This is a genomic window from Acetobacter lovaniensis (assembly GCF_014207635.1).
Classification (GTDB): domain Bacteria; phylum Pseudomonadota; class Alphaproteobacteria; order Acetobacterales; family Acetobacteraceae; genus Acetobacter; species Acetobacter lovaniensis.
Window position 1 is genome coordinate 119703 of record NZ_JACHIE010000003.1, and the last position, 17584, is coordinate 137286.

The following is a 17584-nucleotide window of genomic DNA, read 5'->3' on the forward strand; positions in this document are numbered from 1 at the left end:
GATATTCACGACTGGCGCCGTTCCCGCAAGCGGGACCATGTTTCCAGCCTGTGTTTGACCTCCCGTTCGTAGCCTCTACCCGTTGGATTATAAAAGGTCTGGCGGCGCATACCATCGGGGAAATAATTCTGCCCCGAAAAACCTTCCTCCGCGTCGTGGTCGTATTCATACCCCTTGCCGTAGCCAATATCCTGCATCAGCCGCGTGGGCGCGTTCAGGATATGCGCGGGCGGGATAAGGCTGCCCGTGGCCTTGGCGGCGCGGCGTGCAGCCCCATACGCCTTGTAGGCCGCGTTGGATTTGGGGGCTGTCGCCAGATGCACCACAAGCTGGGCCAGAGCCAGCTCACCCTCGGGCGAGCCAAGCCGCTCATATGTCTCCCACGCAGCCACGGCCAGAGGCAGGGCATTGGGGTCGGCCATGCCTACATCCTCGGTGGCAAAGCGGGTCAGGCGGCGGGCCAGATAACGCGGGTCCTCGCCCCCTTCGAGCATACGCGCAAACCAGTACAGCGCGGCATCGGGGTCCGAGCCACGGAGCGATTTGTGCAGGGCGGAAATAAGGTTGTAATGCTCCTCCCGGTCCCGGTCATACAGAATGGCTCTTTTGGCCAGCAACCGGGCCAGACCCTGCGCATCCAGCGGTTTTGTATTTTTCAGGCTCAGAACCTGCTCAACCATGTTCAGCAGGTAGCGCCCATCCCCATCGGCCATGGCGCGCAGGGTGGCGCGCCCGTCCTCCGTAAGCGGCAGGGGGTGGCCTGTCTCCTCCTCCGCGCGGGCCAGCAGGGCTTCCAGTGCCGGGTCATCCAGCCGGTTAAGCACCATAACCTGACAGCGCGAGAGCAGGGCCGAGTTCAGGGCGAAGGAAGGGTTCTCGGTCGTGGCCCCTACCAGCACCACGGTTCCGTCCTCCACCACGGGCAGAAAGCCATCCTGCTGCGCGCGGTTGAAGCGGTGGATCTCGTCCACAAACAAAAGTGTGCCCACGCCCCCTGCCGCCAGCTTGCGCGCGGCGTCGAACGCTTTTTTCAGGTCCGCCACCCCGGAAAACACGGCCGAAATCTGCATGAACCGCAACCCCGCAGCCTGTGCCAGCAGGCGGGCTATGGTGGTTTTGCCCACCCCCGGCCCACCCCACAGGATCAGGCTGGGCAGGGTGCCACGTTCAAGCATGAGCGTAAGCGTACCCTCCGGCCCCAGCAGGTGCCCCTGCCCTACCACATCGGCCAGACAGGCCGGGCGCAGGCGGTCCGCCAGCGGTTGGGTTGGAGCGGGCCTGCCCCCCGTGCGCGCCGGAGCGGCATCGGCACCCGGCGCGGGGGAGGCCCCGCCAAACAGGTCTTCCCCCGTCATGGTGCTGCGTGCCGTGTGGTCATGGCGTTCATACCTTCAGTCTCAAAATCTGTCCTGTTCGCCGTATATATCGCCATGCGCGGCCTGTTTTTCCAGTAGCTGCGCAAACCGGGCCGTGCTGGGCCGACCCCGTCGGGGACGATGTTATTCTTCCGGCTGGGCGGGCAGGTCGAACGTGCTGGCCGGAATATCCGCCCCCGGATGCACGTCAAACAGGGTCACGCGGGTCTCATGCCCCTGTGCATCCAGCACACTCCATGAGCGCAGGGCCAGCGGGGTTTCGTAAAACACCAGTGTCAGGCTGCCATCTCCGGGCGATGCCGTGCGCACCAGCTTGACCGCAAGCAGCCCGGCCTCGTGGCGGAAGGCGGTCAATGTAACCCCGTCAGACAGGCTGACATGCTGGGCCAGCAGAAGCCCAAGCGGGGTCCGGTCCATGGGTATGACCGTTGTCTGGTCCAGCTGGCTGTCGCGGAACACGACCTTGCCCTGATTGGCAACCAGCAGCAAAGGAGATGGCGGGTCGTAGGCCAGACGCATCTGGCCGGGGCGCTTCATCCATACCGTGCCGGTTGTGCGTTTGCCCTCCGCATCTATCTGCTGGATGCGGGCCTTGAAGGTGAGAGCATGGTTAAGCTCCTGCTCAATCCGGGCAACCCATACCTTGTCCGCAGCACTCAGGCGTGCGGGCTGCACGGTGCTGGCAGCTGCGGTATCAGCACCACCTTCGGCATCCTGCGCATGAGCAGCCCCCGCCAGCAGGAGCAGACCGGCACATAATGGCGCAACAGCACGAAAAACTCTTATCATGAACAGGGCATCTCACTTTGACTGCCAGCTATTACAGCCAGCCATTAGCGCCAGCAAAAAACGCAGATACTCTCAGACCACCAGCAACCCGAGCGCCAGAGCCAGCGCAATGGTCAGTCCAATTTTGCGGTTGGCATAAAACTGCGCAAGGCACAAAGCCGGTCTGGCCGGGTTAACCGCCACAGCCTGCCGCCAGAACAGCACACCGGGCAGCAGCAGCGCGGGCCAGAACAGCCAGCCAGAACCGGCCAACAGGCCAGCCCCCGCCAGCAGCACAAGGGTCAGCCCATAGCACACACCAATAAACGCCCGTGCCCGCCCGGCCATAAGGCGCGAGGTGGATTTAACGCCAATCCGCGCATCATCCTCCATGTCCTGAAAGCCATAGATCGTATCAAACCCAAGCTGCCAGACAATCGTGGCAGCATAAAGGGCGGCCTGTGCCCATGTCAGCTGTCCCGCAGCCGCCGCATACCCCATGGGTGCGCCAAAGCCGAACGTAAACCCCATGACAAGCTGCGGCCACCACGTGAACCGCTTGGCCAGAGGGTAAAGCCCCACCAGCACAAGGGAGGATACCCCCAGTATCCATGACAGGGGGTTAAGCTGCACCAGCACCCCAAGCCCCATAACCAGCAACAGCGCCAGAAAGGCCGTGGCCTGCCGCATACCCAGCGCGCCGGACGCCAGTGGCCGACCTGCCGTGCGCGTAACCTGCCGGTCAATATCGCGGTCCCACATGTCGTTTACAACACAGCCCGCCGCCCGCATGACCAGACTGCCAATGCCAAACAGCACAATCAGCCTGACCCGCTCCATAGGAGCCACGCCCTGAGGGAGCAGAATGCCCCATACGCCGGGCAGCCACAAAAGCCATGTTCCCACCGGCCGGTCCAGCCGGGCCAGCAGAGCATAAGCCTGTAGGGAGGGAGGGAGGCGGGCAATCCATCCCGTAACCCGGATGTCGGTATGGCTGGTGGAAGCAGACACGATTCTGATAAGGCCTCTGGTCAGGAACAACGGGCACCGTTTTGCGCCCTTCCCTATGCCACAAACTGGTGCGGACCATAACCTCCCCCCGCCATCTCCTTTGCAAAACAGGGTATTTCGTGCGTAAACCGGGCCTGTTCCACCCTCACCCGAGCAGATGCAGGATAAATGACCGGCATGAATGGCCTCTCCCGCCTCCCCCGCCTGTATATGGACCCCGCCCTTGTGCCCATGCCGCAGGAGGGTGCCCCCTGCCCGATCGCCCCCGAGCAGGCGCGCTACCTTGGCACTGTCCTGCGCAAAGCGCCCGGGGAGCAGGTGCGTGTGTTCCATGCAGGCATGGGGGAATGGCTGGCCAGCATAGCCGAAATCCGCAAGGACCGGGGTGGGCTAACCCTTGAGCGCCAGCTACGCGCCCCGCAGCCCTGCCCGCCCCTGCGCCTGGCCTTTGCCCTACTCAAGCGTGACGCCACCGATCTGGTCCTGCGCATGGGCACCGAACTGGGCGTGACGGAATTTCTGCCACTTGTCACCGAACGCACCAACACCCACCGCATTAACCCCGAGCGCCTGCACGCCATAGCCGTGGAAGCTGCCGAACAATGCGAAAGGCTGGACATACCGGCCATAGCGCAGGTGCAGACCCTGCCCGCCTTGCTGGGGAACTGGCCGCAGCAGGCAAGCCTGTTTGCCGCGATAGAACGGCTGGACGCGCGCGAGAATTCACCCCACTCCACCACGCGACTGGTGCAGGAGGGAGATGGACTCCTGATCGGGCCGGAAGGCGGCTTGAGCGATAGTGAGTGCCAGACCCTGCTCAAGCGCCCTTTTGTTGCCCCAATTTCCCTTGGTTCACTGGTGCTGCGGGCCGATACTGCGGTGGTGGCGGGGCTTGCGCTACTGGGCAATGGCTTGCGCTCTGCCCCTGTTTCATCACAATAAGGCAATTGCTCCTGTCTTGCCGTGCGACCGCAAGGCTGTTTTTGGGATACAGAAAACCTCATGTCCAACCCCGGTGCTTCCGACACAACGCCCATCCATTCCATTACGCAGTTGGCCGAACTGCTTGCGCAGGGCTGCAAACCGCGTGATGCGTGGCGCATAGGTACCGAGCATGAAAAATTCGGCTTTGTGCGCCCCGAAGCTACCGTGGGCGCAGACGCACCTCAGGCAGGCAAAGCAGCCTACGCAACACCCCCCTATGCCCCACAGGGCATAGAAACCCTGCTGCGGAACCTCCACAAATCCGAACCCGATGACTGGACCTCCGTGCTGGATGATGGGCGCATTATCGGGCTCAAAGGTCAGGGAGAAGCTGCGGGGGCTGCCATATCGCTCGAACCGGCCGGGCAGTTCGAACTTTCCGGCGCGCCCTTGCGCACCCTGCATGACACGGCGGAAGAACTGAGCAACCATTTTGATGCCGTGCGCCCGCTGGCACGCAAGCTGGGGCTGGGCTTTGCGCCGCTGGGCTTCCACCCCACCGCAACCCGTGCTGACCAGCCATGGATGCCCAAAACACGCTACGGCATCATGCGCGACTACATGCCCAAGGTCGGCACCATGGGGCTGGACATGATGCAGCGCACCTGCACCGTGCAGGTTAATCTGGACTTCGGCTCCGAGCAGGACATGGTGCGCAAGATGCAGGTTTCCATGGCGCTGCAACCCGTGGCCACGGCCCTGTTCGCCAACTCTCCCTTTGTGGAGGGCAAGCCCAACAACTTCCTTTCCAACCGCGCACGGGTCTGGACCGATACGGACAATGCCCGCTCGGGCATGCCTGCCTGCGTGTTTGAAAAAGACTTTAGCTTTGAACGCTATGTGGACTGGGCGCTGGACGTGCCCATGTACTTCATCATGCGTGAGGGCCGGATGCACAACGTGGCTGGCCGCTCCTTCCGTGCATGGCTGAATGGGGAGCGGCAGGATGGGCTGGAAGGCTTTACCCCCACGCTGGGTGATTTTGAAGACCACCTGACAACCGCCTTCCCCGATGTGCGGCTCAAACAGTTTCTGGAAATGCGCGGGGCCGATGCGGGCTCGCCCGAAATGATGATGGCCCTGCCCGCCCTGTGGACCGGCCTGCTGTATGATGACTCCGCACTCGAAGCCGCATGGGAACTGGTGCGCGCCCGCCCGTGGGAAGACTACGTGAAACTGCGTGAACTGGTACCCATGATGGGACTGGACACCCCATGGGGTGAAGGCACAGTGCGTGACCTTGCCGCCCATATGCTCTCCATTTCCATGGATGGCCTGCAAAACCGGGATATGGTGGACGAACAGAGCCAAACGAGCGAATGGGTGTATCTGGCCCCGCTCACGGCCCTTGCCGCGGGTGCCCCCACACAGGCCGAACACTGGCTGGAACGCTATTACGGCCCGTGGATGGGTGATGCCTCGCGCATTTTCCTTGAAAGCGAAATCTGATTACAAAACAGACAAGAGGCGTTGTTCCAGCCGGGCCGACTGGACCGACGCCCTAAGCTGCTCCCGCGCCACCATACGCGCCGCCTGCCCCATGCCTGTGCGCACACCCGCCTGAAGAACATGGGCCAGTGCCTGCGCCAGTGCCTGCGCATCCCCCGCTGGCACCACCAGCCCCCCTCCATCAAGCAGGGTTGCCTCCAGCCCGGCCTCGCTGGAGGCCACAACCGGCACGCCATACATCATGGCTTCAGCCGCCACACTGGGCAGGCCCTCCCGGTCCCCCCCAGTGGCCCGCACACTGGGCACAACCAGTGCTACCGCGTGTTCAAGCTGCTGGCGGAGCTGCCCGGCACTTAACCAGCCAGCAAAACAGACATGCTCAAGCCCTGCGGCATACTGCTCCATGGCCGCGCGCATTGGCCCATCGCCCGCCAGCACCACAGGGGGTGTTAATCCCTGCCCGGCCAGAATACGCAGGGCATCAAGCAGAACAGGCAGTCCTTTTTTTTCCACAAACCGTCCGGCAAAGACCAAGCGGTCAAACGGCCCTCGGACTGGCGGCACATCCTCTGTACCAATATGCAGCACCTCAAGCTTGCGGGCGGGCACACCGCGCTCCAGCAGCCTGTCCCGCACCCCGTCGGACACGCACACGAACATGGCGCTGTAATCCAGCAGACTTTGCCACCGGCGCTGAAAAATAGGGGGCGGAAAGCGGCTTGCGTAATGCCTGTCCTTAAAGGCATCGCCTCCGTGGAATGTCACAACCAGTGGCAGGCCCAGTTGCCGGGCAATGGGCAGGGCCAACGCGCCCCCTCGTCCAAACTGGGCATGGACTACCACGGGGGCCAGATCAGCCACGGCACGGCCAGCCCCCCACCCCAGTTGCCTAAACGCCAGCCGCCGCAGCCCCCCTGACACATGGCCTTCGCCAATAATGCGTAGGGTCGTGGCCATATCCGCCGGAGGGTTATCCCGGTGGCAGCCGACCCAATAAGGCTGCAACTGGCTGAAGGCCATGTACTGCCTGCGCATGAAGGCATGCTCGGAAGCGGGCAGAAGCCGGTCCCTGTAGACAAGGCATGTTTTCATGCAGCCTCCCCCTTAGCTGTCGCCACGCAATGGGGCATTATGCAGAGCGCCCGCCCAGCAGGCGGCTGGCACTGAGAAGTGCCGCAAACAAAGCCACACACCCAGCGGCCAGCAGGCATTCACGGTTGGCGGCATCTGCCCAGAGGGTAAAAAAGGCAGCAACCCCCATGGCCCCAACCGTCTGCCCGGCCTGACGGGCCACCTGCACCATGCCGCTGGCACCCCCGGCCCTGTGCAGGGGGGCGGCAACCATCATCGCCCGGTTGTTGGGGGGCTGAAAACACCCAAACCCCCACCCGGCAAGGGCCGTGCGCCAGGCAATATCCCACAATGCAGGGTGGGCAGGCAGTTGCCAGAGCAGGAAAAACCCCGAAGCCGTAAGCCCCAGCCCTATTGAAGACAGAACCCCGGCCGAAATACGGTCCGCCACCCGGCGGATAACCGGGGCCGAGAGCATAATACCAATAGGCCACGGAGTTATGAGCAGCCCGGTCTGGGCGGAACTAAGGCCCAGCGAGTCATGCAGGGTAAAGGGCATGGAAACGATATAAAAATTGGACGCGATAAAACCGCAGAACCCGGTGGTAAACGCCACGGCAAAATCGGGACGACGCAAAAGGTCAACCGGCAGGATCGGCTGGGCCAGCCCGACCTCGCGCCGCACCAGCCATACACCTGCCATAAGCCCGCTTAACAGCAGCAGCAAAGAACCAACCCAGCCCTGCGCATGGGCCAGACCATCGCCCCCCATAATGCAGGCTCCAAAAGCCACAACGCACAGCAGGCTACCGGTCATATCGGGCATACGGGCTGCACGTGGCGTATTAGGCAGGGCGTAAAACGCCATACCAAGGGCCGCAGCGCCCAAAGGCAGGTTGATCCAGAACAGCCACGGCCACGATGCAAAGGTAAGGATACCCGCAGCAGCCGTAGGCCCCAGCGCCACCCCAAGAGCCACCACCAGCCCGTTAAGGGCCATGCCGCGCCCGATTTCCGCCGAAGGGTAAATAAAGCGCACCAGAGCGATGTTCACGCTCATGATGCAGGCCCCTCCTATGCCCTGCAACACCCGCGCACCCGCCAGTACCGGCAGGCTGGTTGCCATGGCGCACAGGAGAGAGGCCACCATAAAGAGCAGAATACCCGCCCGGCACAACCGCGCAAACCCCACCCGGCTGCCAAGGGCTGCCAGCGGTAGCAGGGAAACCAGACTGGCCATCTGGTAGGCATTGACGATCCAGATGGAGGAGGAAGAAGATGCCCTGAGGTCTCGCGCAATATCTGGCAGGGCCACATTGGCAATGGCGTAGTCGAGCAGCGCCAGAAAAACCGAAAGAGAAACCGCCAGCATGGCCCAGTTTCTGGCCGAGCCATGCAAACCATCGGAGGGAGGTGGCTGGCGGGGCGTGGTCTGCTGGGGGGGCGTCATGCTGGTTCTGGCTCCTTACTGGGGGCAGCACACTGCCTGTGGCAGAGCTGTCAGCCCATGACAAAGCCGCAGCGGATACCCTTTCTGCGCGTAACCTGACCCGTTGGGGTCAGGTATTCGCGTATGGGTTTTTGGTACCACGCGTTTGCAGCCGAATGGGTACACCCGGCAGATCAAACGCTTCACGCAGGCCATTGACCAGATACCGCTTGTAATCATCAGGCATCTGCTCGGCTCGGGTGCCAAAAATAACAAAGGTTGGCGGGCGGGATTTAACCTGCGTCATGTAACGCAGCTTAAGCCGCCTGCCATCCACCAGCGGGGGCTGGTGGCGTTCAAGCATTTCCTCAAACCAGCGGTTGAGCGCACCTGTGGGAACACGGGCGTTCCATACGGTCCAGGCTTCACGCACGGCGGGGAGCAGCTTGTGCACCGCCGAGCCGGTCAGGGCGGAAAAGGTTACAACCGGCACGCCACGCATCTGGGCCAGAGAAATGCTCAGCCGATCCAGAATGGCCTTACGCGTGGCCGTACGGTCTTCCACCGCATCCCACTTGTTCAGTGCGAGCACACAGGCCCGTCCTTCCCGTTCGATCAGGCGGGCAATCTGAAGGTCCTGCTCATGCACGCCAAGGGTGGCATCCAGAACCAGCACCGCCACTTCCGCCATTTTCAGGGCTTCAATGGAGGCCGAGACAGACATTTTTTCCAAGGCCTCATCAATACGGGCCTTTTTACGCAGGCCTGCCGTATCGACAATCTCGAACGTATCATCCCCATCACGCAGAGTTACGGCAATGGAATCGCGCGTAAGGCCCGGTTCGGGACCGGTAATCATCCGCTCTTCACCCAGCAGGGTGTTCAGCAGCGTGGACTTGCCCGCATTAGGCCGCCCGACAATGGCAACCTTAAGCGGACCCTTGGGGCGAATGTCCTCTTCATCCTCTTCCGACAGGTCGGGTTCGGGGGCCCATTCGTCCTCTTCATCCCCCACCTTGTCAGCGGGCAGGCGTTCGGCAATTTCCCACATCAGATCGGTTACGCCTTCGCCATGCTCGGCGGACAGACCCAGCGGGTCACCCAGACCCAGCGCATAGGCTTCCAGCGCGGCCGCCGTCCCCTGCCGCCCTTCCGCCTTGTTGGCGATCAGCAGCACGGGCCGGTTCTGGCGGCGTATCCACTGGGCAAAATGCTCGTCGGTGGGGGTAATACCCGCGCGTGCATCTATGCAGAACAGAATAAGGTCCGCTTCCTGCACCGCACTCTCGGACGAGGCGCGCATGCGGCCAAACAGTGTGTCTGGTGCGGCTTCTTCCAGCCCGGCGGTATCAATCAGGCGGATGTGGCGGCCACGGACAAGGGCAACCCCCTCCTTGCGGTCACGGGTTACACCGGGAGTATCGGCCACCAGTGCCTGCCTGCGCCCCACAAGGCGGTTGAACAGGGTGGATTTGCCCACATTGGGGCGTCCGGCAATAACAACAACCGGCAGGTCCCCCGTCGGTATCGGCGGGAGGGGGCGCATGGACTTGCGACGTTCAACCATAGGAGATCAGGTTTCCGTCATTAGTTACGACAAGCATTTGATTGTCCACAACAATAGGAGGCACGAAGGAGATGGCCTCCATGGCATCGATAGAGATAATTGCGCCGGTGACCGGGTTAATACGGATCATGCCGTTTTCTGGCAGGGTGCTCAGGCACACAAGCTGACCGCCCGCCATGATGGGGCCAAACCATGTGACAATGTCCTTGCTTTCCTTGATCTTGCGGAAGCGGCGGAGCTGGGTAATCCAGCGCACATGCCCCGAAAGCCGGTCAATACAGGCGATCTGCTGGTCGAGGGAGACAACATACAGCCATTCCCCCACACACAGAATGCTGTTCTGGCTGGCAACGGAACGCTCCCACACACGGCGGCCGGTGCGGATGTCCACCGCAGCCAGTACCTGCGCCATGCTGATCGCATACACAACGCTGCCCACAATAACCGGCAGGCCACGCACGCAGTTCAGGTTGAGTGTGCTGGCCTGCGAGCCAACATTGCCGAGCATTTCGCTCCACACGACCTCACCACTTTCGGCACGGAAGGCAATCAGGTCGCCCCCGCCAAAGCCTGCCACCACAACGCCGTTGGCGTAGGCGGGAGCGGCCTGGCCAAACACCGTGGTTTCGGCCGCCGTGGCAGCATATGTCCAGATCTGGTGGCCGGTTGCGGCATCGAGCGCAAAAAACCGCTCATCAATTGTACCAAAATAGACCCGACCTTCGGCAATGGTCGGAGCGGAACGACCGGGTGTTCCTACATCGGTCCGCCATTTGACCTTGCCTGTTGCGGCATAAATGGCAACAGCCTGCGAAATGCCATCCACAATATAGAGTACGTCCCCGGCAACGCCGATGCCACCACCGGTATTGCTGGAACGCGACTGCTTGGGCCGTGGGTTAAAGGTCCACACATGCCGCATGGCAGGCCATGTAAAGGCACGGATAACGCCCTGTGCATCCATAACGAACAGCCGACCGTCATGGACAACCGGCGGGCAGGACAGCATACCCCGCCCCAGCGAGCCAAGAGCGGCCCACGCCATAAAGTCCGGCTCGGAAATACCCGCCCCCACGCTATGCTTCCAGCGGCGTTTAAGCCCGCCCCACGCGTAGTTGCTGCCCGTATGCTCGGGCACGCGGCCACTGATCGGCCATTCGGAAACCGTAACAGGTGCGGGCAGCGTAATGGCGGTGCGATCTTCCTTATCCACCATCAGCCCAGCACCCGATGACAGGATATCCGTACGGTGTCCGGCCAGCAGGGGTTTGTTATCGTCGTCATCACCACAGGCGGCCAGTGTGGGGGCAAGGGCGGCTCCGGCCAGCAGGCTCCTGCGGGTCAGGCCGGAGCGGGCTGCGCCGCCCATATATGTTTTGCTGCTCATGGTTTTATCCTGCTGACGGATCAAGGGCCTGCATCATGTCCTGTGCGCGGTTACGTACACCTGCTGGTGTTTCGGCCGAGTCCATAAGGGCAGACAGTTTTTTACGGGCATCATCCTTATGCCCTTCGCGCACGTCCAGAACTGCCAGCGCCTCCACGGCAAGGCCGTTCCATGCCTTGCCCGGCCCGGTCAGCAGGGAAAGGCGCGAGCGCAGGGTTGGAATATCCCCCGTATCAAGCTGATGCTGGCACCATAACAGGGTTGCAATGCTGCGCAGGGCCGGGTCGGCTGCGGGGTTGTCCTGCACCGCGTCCCATGCGGCCAGTGCTGCGGGGGCATCACCCCGGGCAGCCTGCACAGCGGCTTCCTGCATCCGGGCCAGTGTCGCCACACCCTGATCACCCGATGTTGCCAGCTTCTGCAGGGCTTCCAGACCGCTCTGCGCCTTGCCGACAAGGGCTATGGGGCCGCTGCCTACCTGATCGGGCAGGTGATCGGTCTGGCGCAAGGCAGCCAGATACGTGCCTGTCGCCGCCTGATCCAGTGCCTTGTACTGTGCAAGCTTCCACGACCACAGACCCGCACCAGCCACAACAACCACCGCTGCGGCTACAGCCACACCGGCATAACGCCGGGCAACCGCACGCATGCGTTCTGCCTTCAGCTCTTCGTCAACTTCCCGGTAAATATCCTCTGCCACGATCCGGCCCGTTCCTGTTCCTGCCAATACATGCCTGTCCGTATTATGGCATATCTGCCCCAGCCGGACGCATCACACAAGGCCAGCGTGTCTGTTGTGCGCCTGTTATACTGCCTTACGGCCCAACAGGCAGCACGGCAAAAGCCCAAAAGCGCTTAGTGCGCCGCTTTCTGCAGCTTAGCACCCCCCGCCTTGAGCGCGGTTGTCAGCTGGGTAAAATTGGCCCCGATGCGCTGCTGCACGGCGGTACTGCCATCATGAATATAGGCAATTTTATCCCGTGCTTCGTTGCTGATGGCGGTTTCTTCCTTCACCGCAACCCTGGAGACACAGGCGTTATAGGCGCGGGCGGTTTTTTCGTAAGCGCTGACCTTGTCCACGCTGACATTATATTTTTCCACACTGGACACATCAACCACGGGCGCCTGCGGTTCCGCACCACAGGTGGAGGGCACCCATGCCCGCTCTGCCGCATGGGCTGGAACACATGCAACCATAGCCACCAGCCCCCCGATGGAAGCCAGCAAAAAACCTTTCTGCAACATTGCCAAAATACCCTTATTGCCCGGACAGTGGACCTACACTGGCGGCCTGCTCCAATGGAGCAGGCCAGCCTGCGCTGTAAAGCTCCATCTTCTGGCATATGCCGCGCAAATGTCCATATCTGCTCTGCTTGGAAAAGAGACAAAGAGACAGTATAGCCTGATTGCATGCGCATTCTTTTCATTACGGCCACACGTCTGGGGGATGCGGTGCTTTCCACCGGCATTCTCAACACACTTATACAGCAGTGGCCCGATGCGCGCATAACCGTTGCCTGCGGGCCTGTTGCCGCCGGGCTGTTCAGCCACATGCCCGGACTCGAGCGGGTTCTGGTCATGCACAAACGCCGCTACGACCTGCACTGGCTGGATTTGTGGAAAACCTGCGCCCCCACCCGCTGGGACATGACCGTGGACCTGCGCGGCTCAATCATCAGTTTTGCCCTGCGCTCGGGGCGACGGTTTGTCATGCGTGGGGGGCGCAGGCCCGGCAGGCGGGTGGGGCATCTGGGGGCCCTGCTCGGCCTTTCCCCCGCTCCGCACCCTACTGTGTGGCTCAACAATGCGGACCAGCAGGCTGCCGCACAGGTTATACCGCCACACACGCCTGATGCGCCGGTTATTGCCCTTGGCCCCACGGCCAACTGGCACGGCAAAATCTGGCCAACAGAGCACTACCTGCCCCTATGGCAGCAGCTTGCTGCCACTTACCCCCAAGCCCGCCCTGCCATTTTTTATGGCCCCGGCCCGCAGGAGGCGGAACTGGCCCGCCCCGTGCTGCACGCCCTGCCCCACGCCATAGATGCCGGAGGACGGTTTGCCCTGACCGAAACCGCCGCCATGCTGGCCCGTTGTGCTTTGTATATTGGTAACGATTCCGGGTTAATGCATCTGGCCGCTGCGGCAGGCACGCCCACACTGGGGCTGTTCGGCCCGTCCCGCGCATCGGAATATGCCCCCACCGGCGCCATGACGCACTGGGTAGAGGCACCGGGGCCGGAAGGGCTGGCTCCCATTGCCGGGTTAAGTGTGGAGCGCGTCGCCCATGCGGCTCTGGCACTTTTGCGGCAAAGCCGGACGTGAACAGCCTGCCTATGGCCCCATTGCCCCGCCCGGTCTAGAGTTTGCACCTACGGCCTGCATCCTTGCACAAAAGGACACCACACCATGCCATTACCCGCCCCATCCCACATCACCCGGCTTGAGGGCCGTACTGTTCTCAAGCTTTCCGGCGCGGACCGTGTGCGGTTTTTGCAAGGGCTGGTCACGGCAGATATTGAAGCCCTGCAACCGGCCCAGGCCGCATGGGCCGCATGCCTGACCCCACAGGGCCGCTGGCAGGCAGATTTTTTTGCCATACCCGACCCGGATGATACCTGCCTGCTGCTGGACTGCGCCACCGAGCAGGCCGAAGCCCTACGCGCGCAGCTCATGCGCTTCCGGCTTCGTTCGGATGTGCAGATGGAACTGACGGCCCTCCCCGTTTACGCCGCATGGGGCAACAGGCCCGAGGCCACCTTGCTGGAAAACGCAATAAGCGTTGCAGACCCCAGACTGCCCGCCGCAGGCTGGCGGCTGATAGACCCACCCGCCACTACGGAGCAGACCGCCACCCAACTGGACTATGACCTGCACCGCCTGGCCCTTGGCCTGCCGGATGGCGTACAGGACTGCGAGCCGGGCCGCACACTGGCGGCCGAGGCCAACATGGACCTGCTTGGCGGCATTGCCTGGAAAAAGGGGTGCTACATGGGGCAGGAGGTCACAGCCCGCATGCATTACCGCACGCTGCTCAAACGCCGCCTTGTCCCCATTGCCGCCACTGTTCCCCTGCCCGCGCCGGGCACCCCCATCCTGCATAACGGGCAGGAGGTTGGCACCCTGCGCTCCTCGCGCGATCATATCGGGCTGGCGCTACTCAAGGTGGACATGGCCGACAAACCCCTGACCTGCCTTGACCATAACGTGGTTGCCCGCCCCCCCGCGTGGCTGCTACCAGCCCTTGGCACACCACCAGAACCCTCCGCCACCACACCGGACAAACCATGACCTACACCGCACCCGATGCCGCAGTGCTTGATGCCATGCTGGGCACAGTCAAATACGATGCCTCCGGCCTGATTGCCGCCATTGCCCAGCAGCATGACACGGGCGAAGTGCTGATGATTGCCTGGATGAATGCCGAAGCCCTGCGTGAAACACTGCTGAGCGGGCGCGTCTGCTACTACTCGCGCAGCCGCAAAAAACTGTGGCGTAAAGGCGAAACATCCGGCCAGGTCCAACACCTGCACGAAGCACGGCTGGACTGTGATGCGGACGCCGTTCTGCTGCTAGTCAACCAGATTGGCGTTGCCTGCCACACCGGGCGCAGAAGCTGCTTTTACCGCGCGTTCTCCCCCACCGGGCTGCTTGAACTGACCAAGCCTGAAATTGACCCCGCCGAGCTTTATAAAGCCCACGGCCACACCCACGCCTGAAGGGTAGCCCCTTACGGCTGCCCCCGCGCGGCCAGCAGGTCCAGCACGGCAGATGCCGCCGCATCTGCTGGCAGGCTCCCCCCCGGCCCCTCCAGCCCGTGCAGGACCGAGGCAAAGGCTGCCTTCTGGGCCTGAGCCACGGGGGGGGTTTCAAACAGTGTCTGCACCTCGCGCGCCAGCACGTCTGGCGCGCAGTTTTCCTGCAACAGTTCGGGGACAACGGCCCGACCTGCAAGCAGGTTGACCATAGCCACATAGGGCACCCGGATAAGCCTGCGCGCCATAAACGCCGTAAGGGGGTTAACCCGGTACGTTACCGCCATGGGCACACCAGCCAGTGCCAGTTCCAGCGTGGAGGTGCCTGATTTGGTCAAAGCCGCCCCGGCTGCGGCAAATGCGTCATGCTTGTCGTCCACATCCGTCACCACAATCGGGCGAACGGGCCAGTTATGCACGGCCTGCTCAACAGTAGCCGCCACTACGGGGGAAACCGGCACAACCGGCACCACATCGGGCATGCTCGTGCGGAGTAGCGCCAGCATCTGCCCGAATACGGGCAGCAGCCTTGGCACTTCCGAGCGGCGGCTACCGGGCATAAGCACCAGCACCCGTGCGTTATCCGCCAGTCCGTGCCTTGCCCTGAACCGGGAGGCATCGCCCTCCTGCGCACCGGACTGCAGAACGGGGTGCCCTACAAAGCGGGTTTTCAGGCCGTGCCTGCCAAAAAATTCTTCCTCAAACGGGAGCAGGCATAGCAGTTCGTCCCAAAGACCGGGGAACTTGTGTACCCTTTTCTGCCGCCATGCCCATACCTGCGGGGCCACATAATGCACACGCAGCATACCCATGCCCGCAATCCTCCGGAGCAGGCGCAGGGCAAAGCCGGGGCTGTCTATGGTAATCACCAGATCAGGTTTTTGGGCCGCAATATCCGCCACAGCCTGATTAAGCCTGCGCGAAAGCTGGCGCACGCGGGGCAGGATTTCCACCAGCCCCATAACCGCCAGATCCCGCATGGGAAAAAGGCTGGCAAGCCCTTCCTGCGCCATGCGCGTACCCCCTACCCCGGCAAAGCGGATATGCGGGTTACGCGCACGGAGTGCGTGCATCAGCCGGGCACCCAGCACATCCCCGCTCGCCTCTCCGGCAAGGATCCATACAAGGGGGGATGGAGGGGGTAATTCGAGCATCTTCACGCACCAAAAACACAACGTAGGCACACCACCATTCCGGCCAAACAGGGAATGTGCAAGCCATGATCCGCAAAGAAAAACCTTTCCGCACATAAAAAGTCCGGTTTATGGCTGGGAGCACCAAACCACCCACCCTAGTTTACAGGATATTTTCTGCCTCGTGCGTGTTCAGCAGTATGTGCGTGAATGGACGGAACAACCCGTCCGTAACGTTCTGGCCGGTATGGTCGGCACCTTTGCCCTTATCCCCGAAGTCATTGCTTTTTCCTACGTGGCGGGGGTTGCGCCGGAAGTGGGGCTTTTTGCCTCGTTCGTTATCAGCATTGCCATTGCCATAACGGGCGGCAGGCCGGGCATGATCTCGGGGGCGGCGGGATCGGTCGCGCTGGTTGCGGCGGATCTGGTGCACGAGCATGGGTTGCAGTACCTGCTGCTGGCAACCCTGCTGGCCGGGGGTATGCAGGTGCTGTTCGGGCTGTTGCGGCTGCAAAGCATGATGCGCTTTGTCTCGCGCGAGGTGGCGACGGGTTTTGTCAACGCGCTGGCCATTCTTATTTTTTCTGCCCAGATCCCGCAGATGCTGCATGTGACGTGGCACACCTACGCCCTGATCGCCCTTGGGCTGGCCATTGTTTACCTGCTGCCACGGCTGAGCACGGCTGTTCCCTCCCCCCTTATCTGCATTCTGGTACTGACCGGGATCAGCCTTGCCGTTCCCATGCCCATTCATGTTGTGGCCGACCTTGGGGCGCTACCTACTGGGCTGCCGCACCTGACATGGCCGCAGGTACCCCTGAGCTGGGGCACATTCCAGATTGTGCTGCCCTATGCCTTTGCCATGGCCATGGTCGGGCTTTTGGAATCGCTCATGACCGCGACGGTGGTGGATGAGTTGACCGACACCCATTCCAGCAAGCGCATGGAGTGCACGGGGCTGGGTATTTCCAATATTTTTGTGGGCCTGTCTGGCGGCATGGCCGGTTGCGGCATGATCGGCCAGACCGTGGGCAACCTGCGCTACGGTGGCCGGAGCCGCCTGTCCACCTTTACGGCGGGGGCTTTTCTGCTGCTGTTGCTTGTGGCCATGCACCGCTTTGTTGCTCAGGTGCCAGTAGCAGCACTTGTGGCTATCATGATCATGGTCTCCATCAGCACATTTTCGTGGTCATCCCTGCGCGAGATGGTGGCCCACCCCAGGCTGTCCTCCACCGTTATGCTGGCAACCGTTGTGGTGGTTGTGCTGACACATGACCTGGCCGCTGGTGTTGGCTGCGGCGTGTTGCTGAACGGTCTGTTCTTCTCGTTTCAGGTCATGAAGCTGGTGCAGGTCAGAACGGAGGATACGCCCGATGGCACAACCCGCACCTACCATGTGCGCGGCCAGCTCTTTTTTGCCTCAACCAGTGTGCTGACCGATGCCGTGGATTTTCAGGGAACCGCAAAAAACGTGGTGATTGATCTGGCCGACGCCCAGCTATGGGACATCAGTGCGGCAGACACGCTGGAAAAAACCGCCACCCGGCTGGAAGGGTGCGGCAAAACCGTCACCATTCTCCATGCCGATGCACGCGCGGCAAAACTGCTGGCAACACTGGGCCACCCCAACCTGCTGGCCTGAGTACACAAAAGC

General features: G+C 62.1%; 16 protein-coding genes. 6 read left to right on the forward strand and 10 right to left on the reverse strand.

Translation table 11 applies throughout. The features are described 5' to 3' along the window. Positions 1–5: 5 nt before the first annotated feature. The 3 genes from HNR55_RS05390 to ubiA all read right to left on the reverse strand — a co-directional run bounded on the left by HNR55_RS05390 (position 6) and on the right by ubiA (position 3155). Complete coding sequence (locus tag HNR55_RS05390; RefSeq protein WP_166112427.1) at positions 6–1355, reverse strand: replication-associated recombination protein A; 1350 nt, start codon at positions 1353–1355, stop codon at positions 6–8. Positions 1356–1499: 144 nt separating this feature from the next. Continuing rightward, on the reverse strand, positions 1500–2165 hold the full coding sequence (locus HNR55_RS05395) for a LolA family protein (protein ID WP_166112430.1): 666 nt from the start codon (positions 2163–2165) through the stop codon (positions 1500–1502). A gap of 72 nt (positions 2166–2237) precedes the next feature. Then, entirely contained in the window at positions 2238–3155 is a 918-nt protein-coding gene (gene ubiA, locus HNR55_RS05400; protein ID WP_166112432.1) for a 4-hydroxybenzoate octaprenyltransferase, read from the reverse strand. A gap of 177 nt (positions 3156–3332) precedes the next feature. On the opposite strand from ubiA, the gene HNR55_RS05405 reads away from it, so the two are divergent. Then, on the forward strand, positions 3333–4097 hold the full coding sequence (locus HNR55_RS05405) for a 16S rRNA (uracil(1498)-N(3))-methyltransferase (RefSeq protein WP_166112435.1): 765 nt from the start codon (positions 3333–3335) through the stop codon (positions 4095–4097). A 60-nt stretch (positions 4098–4157) separates the two neighbouring features. Further along, positions 4158–5588 (forward strand): glutamate--cysteine ligase, encoded by a 1431-nt coding sequence (locus HNR55_RS05410; RefSeq protein ID WP_166112438.1) that lies wholly within the window; start codon positions 4158–4160, stop codon positions 5586–5588. On the opposite strand, the gene HNR55_RS05415 is transcribed toward HNR55_RS05410, so the two are convergent. The 6 genes from HNR55_RS05415 to HNR55_RS05440 form a co-directional block, all read right to left on the reverse strand. Next, positions 5589–6680, reverse strand: coding sequence for a glycosyltransferase (locus HNR55_RS05415; protein ID WP_166112441.1), 1092 nt, complete (start codon positions 6678–6680; stop codon positions 5589–5591). Between the two features lie 37 nt (positions 6681–6717). Further along, positions 6718–8109, reverse strand: coding sequence for an MFS transporter (locus HNR55_RS05420; protein WP_166112444.1), 1392 nt, complete (start codon positions 8107–8109; stop codon positions 6718–6720). Positions 8110–8218: 109 nt separating this feature from the next. After that, positions 8219–9634, reverse strand: a complete 1416-nt coding sequence (gene der, locus HNR55_RS05425; protein WP_166112704.1) for a ribosome biogenesis GTPase Der — start codon at positions 9632–9634, stop codon at positions 8219–8221. A 13-nt stretch (positions 9635–9647) separates the two neighbouring features. Further along, on the reverse strand, positions 9648–11042 hold the full coding sequence (locus tag HNR55_RS05430; protein WP_184382577.1) for a PQQ-like beta-propeller repeat protein: 1395 nt from the start codon (positions 11040–11042) through the stop codon (positions 9648–9650). Positions 11043–11046: 4 nt separating this feature from the next. Then, a complete protein-coding gene (locus tag HNR55_RS05435) occupies positions 11047–11742 on the reverse strand; it encodes a tetratricopeptide repeat protein (protein ID WP_166112447.1) in 696 nt (231 codons plus the stop codon). A gap of 155 nt (positions 11743–11897) precedes the next feature. Then, positions 11898–12287, reverse strand: a complete 390-nt coding sequence (locus tag HNR55_RS05440) for a hypothetical protein (protein ID WP_166112450.1) — start codon at positions 12285–12287, stop codon at positions 11898–11900. 165 nt (positions 12288–12452) lie between these two features. On the opposite strand from HNR55_RS05440, the gene HNR55_RS05445 reads away from it, so the two are divergent. The 3 genes from HNR55_RS05445 (at position 12453) to hisI (ending at position 14761) form a co-directional block, all read left to right on the forward strand. Beyond that, the gene (locus HNR55_RS05445) at positions 12453–13367 is read left to right on the forward strand and encodes a glycosyltransferase family 9 protein (protein ID WP_166112453.1); all 915 of its coding nucleotides are present in this window, start codon (positions 12453–12455) and stop codon (positions 13365–13367) included. Positions 13368–13451: 84 nt separating this feature from the next. Further along, positions 13452–14333 carry a CAF17-like 4Fe-4S cluster assembly/insertion protein YgfZ gene (gene ygfZ / locus HNR55_RS05450; RefSeq protein ID WP_166112456.1) on the forward strand — a complete coding sequence of 294 codons (882 nt, stop codon included), beginning with the start codon at positions 13452–13454 and terminating at the stop codon, positions 14331–14333. After that, positions 14330–14761, forward strand: coding sequence for a phosphoribosyl-AMP cyclohydrolase (gene hisI, locus HNR55_RS05455; RefSeq protein WP_166112459.1), 432 nt, complete (start codon positions 14330–14332; stop codon positions 14759–14761). Before ygfZ ends, hisI begins: the two co-directional genes overlap by 4 nt. Before the next feature lie 11 nt (positions 14762–14772). Here hisI and lpxB read toward each other — a convergent pair whose 3' ends face one another. Then, on the reverse strand, positions 14773–15951 hold the full coding sequence (gene lpxB, locus HNR55_RS05460) for a lipid-A-disaccharide synthase (protein ID WP_166112462.1): 1179 nt from the start codon (positions 15949–15951) through the stop codon (positions 14773–14775). A 163-nt stretch (positions 15952–16114) separates the two neighbouring features. Here lpxB and HNR55_RS05465 point away from each other — a divergent pair, with 163 nt between their 5' ends. Then, positions 16115–17572 (forward strand): SulP family inorganic anion transporter, encoded by a 1458-nt coding sequence (locus HNR55_RS05465; protein ID WP_166112465.1) that lies wholly within the window; start codon positions 16115–16117, stop codon positions 17570–17572. The last annotated feature ends 12 nt before the right edge of the window (positions 17573–17584 follow it).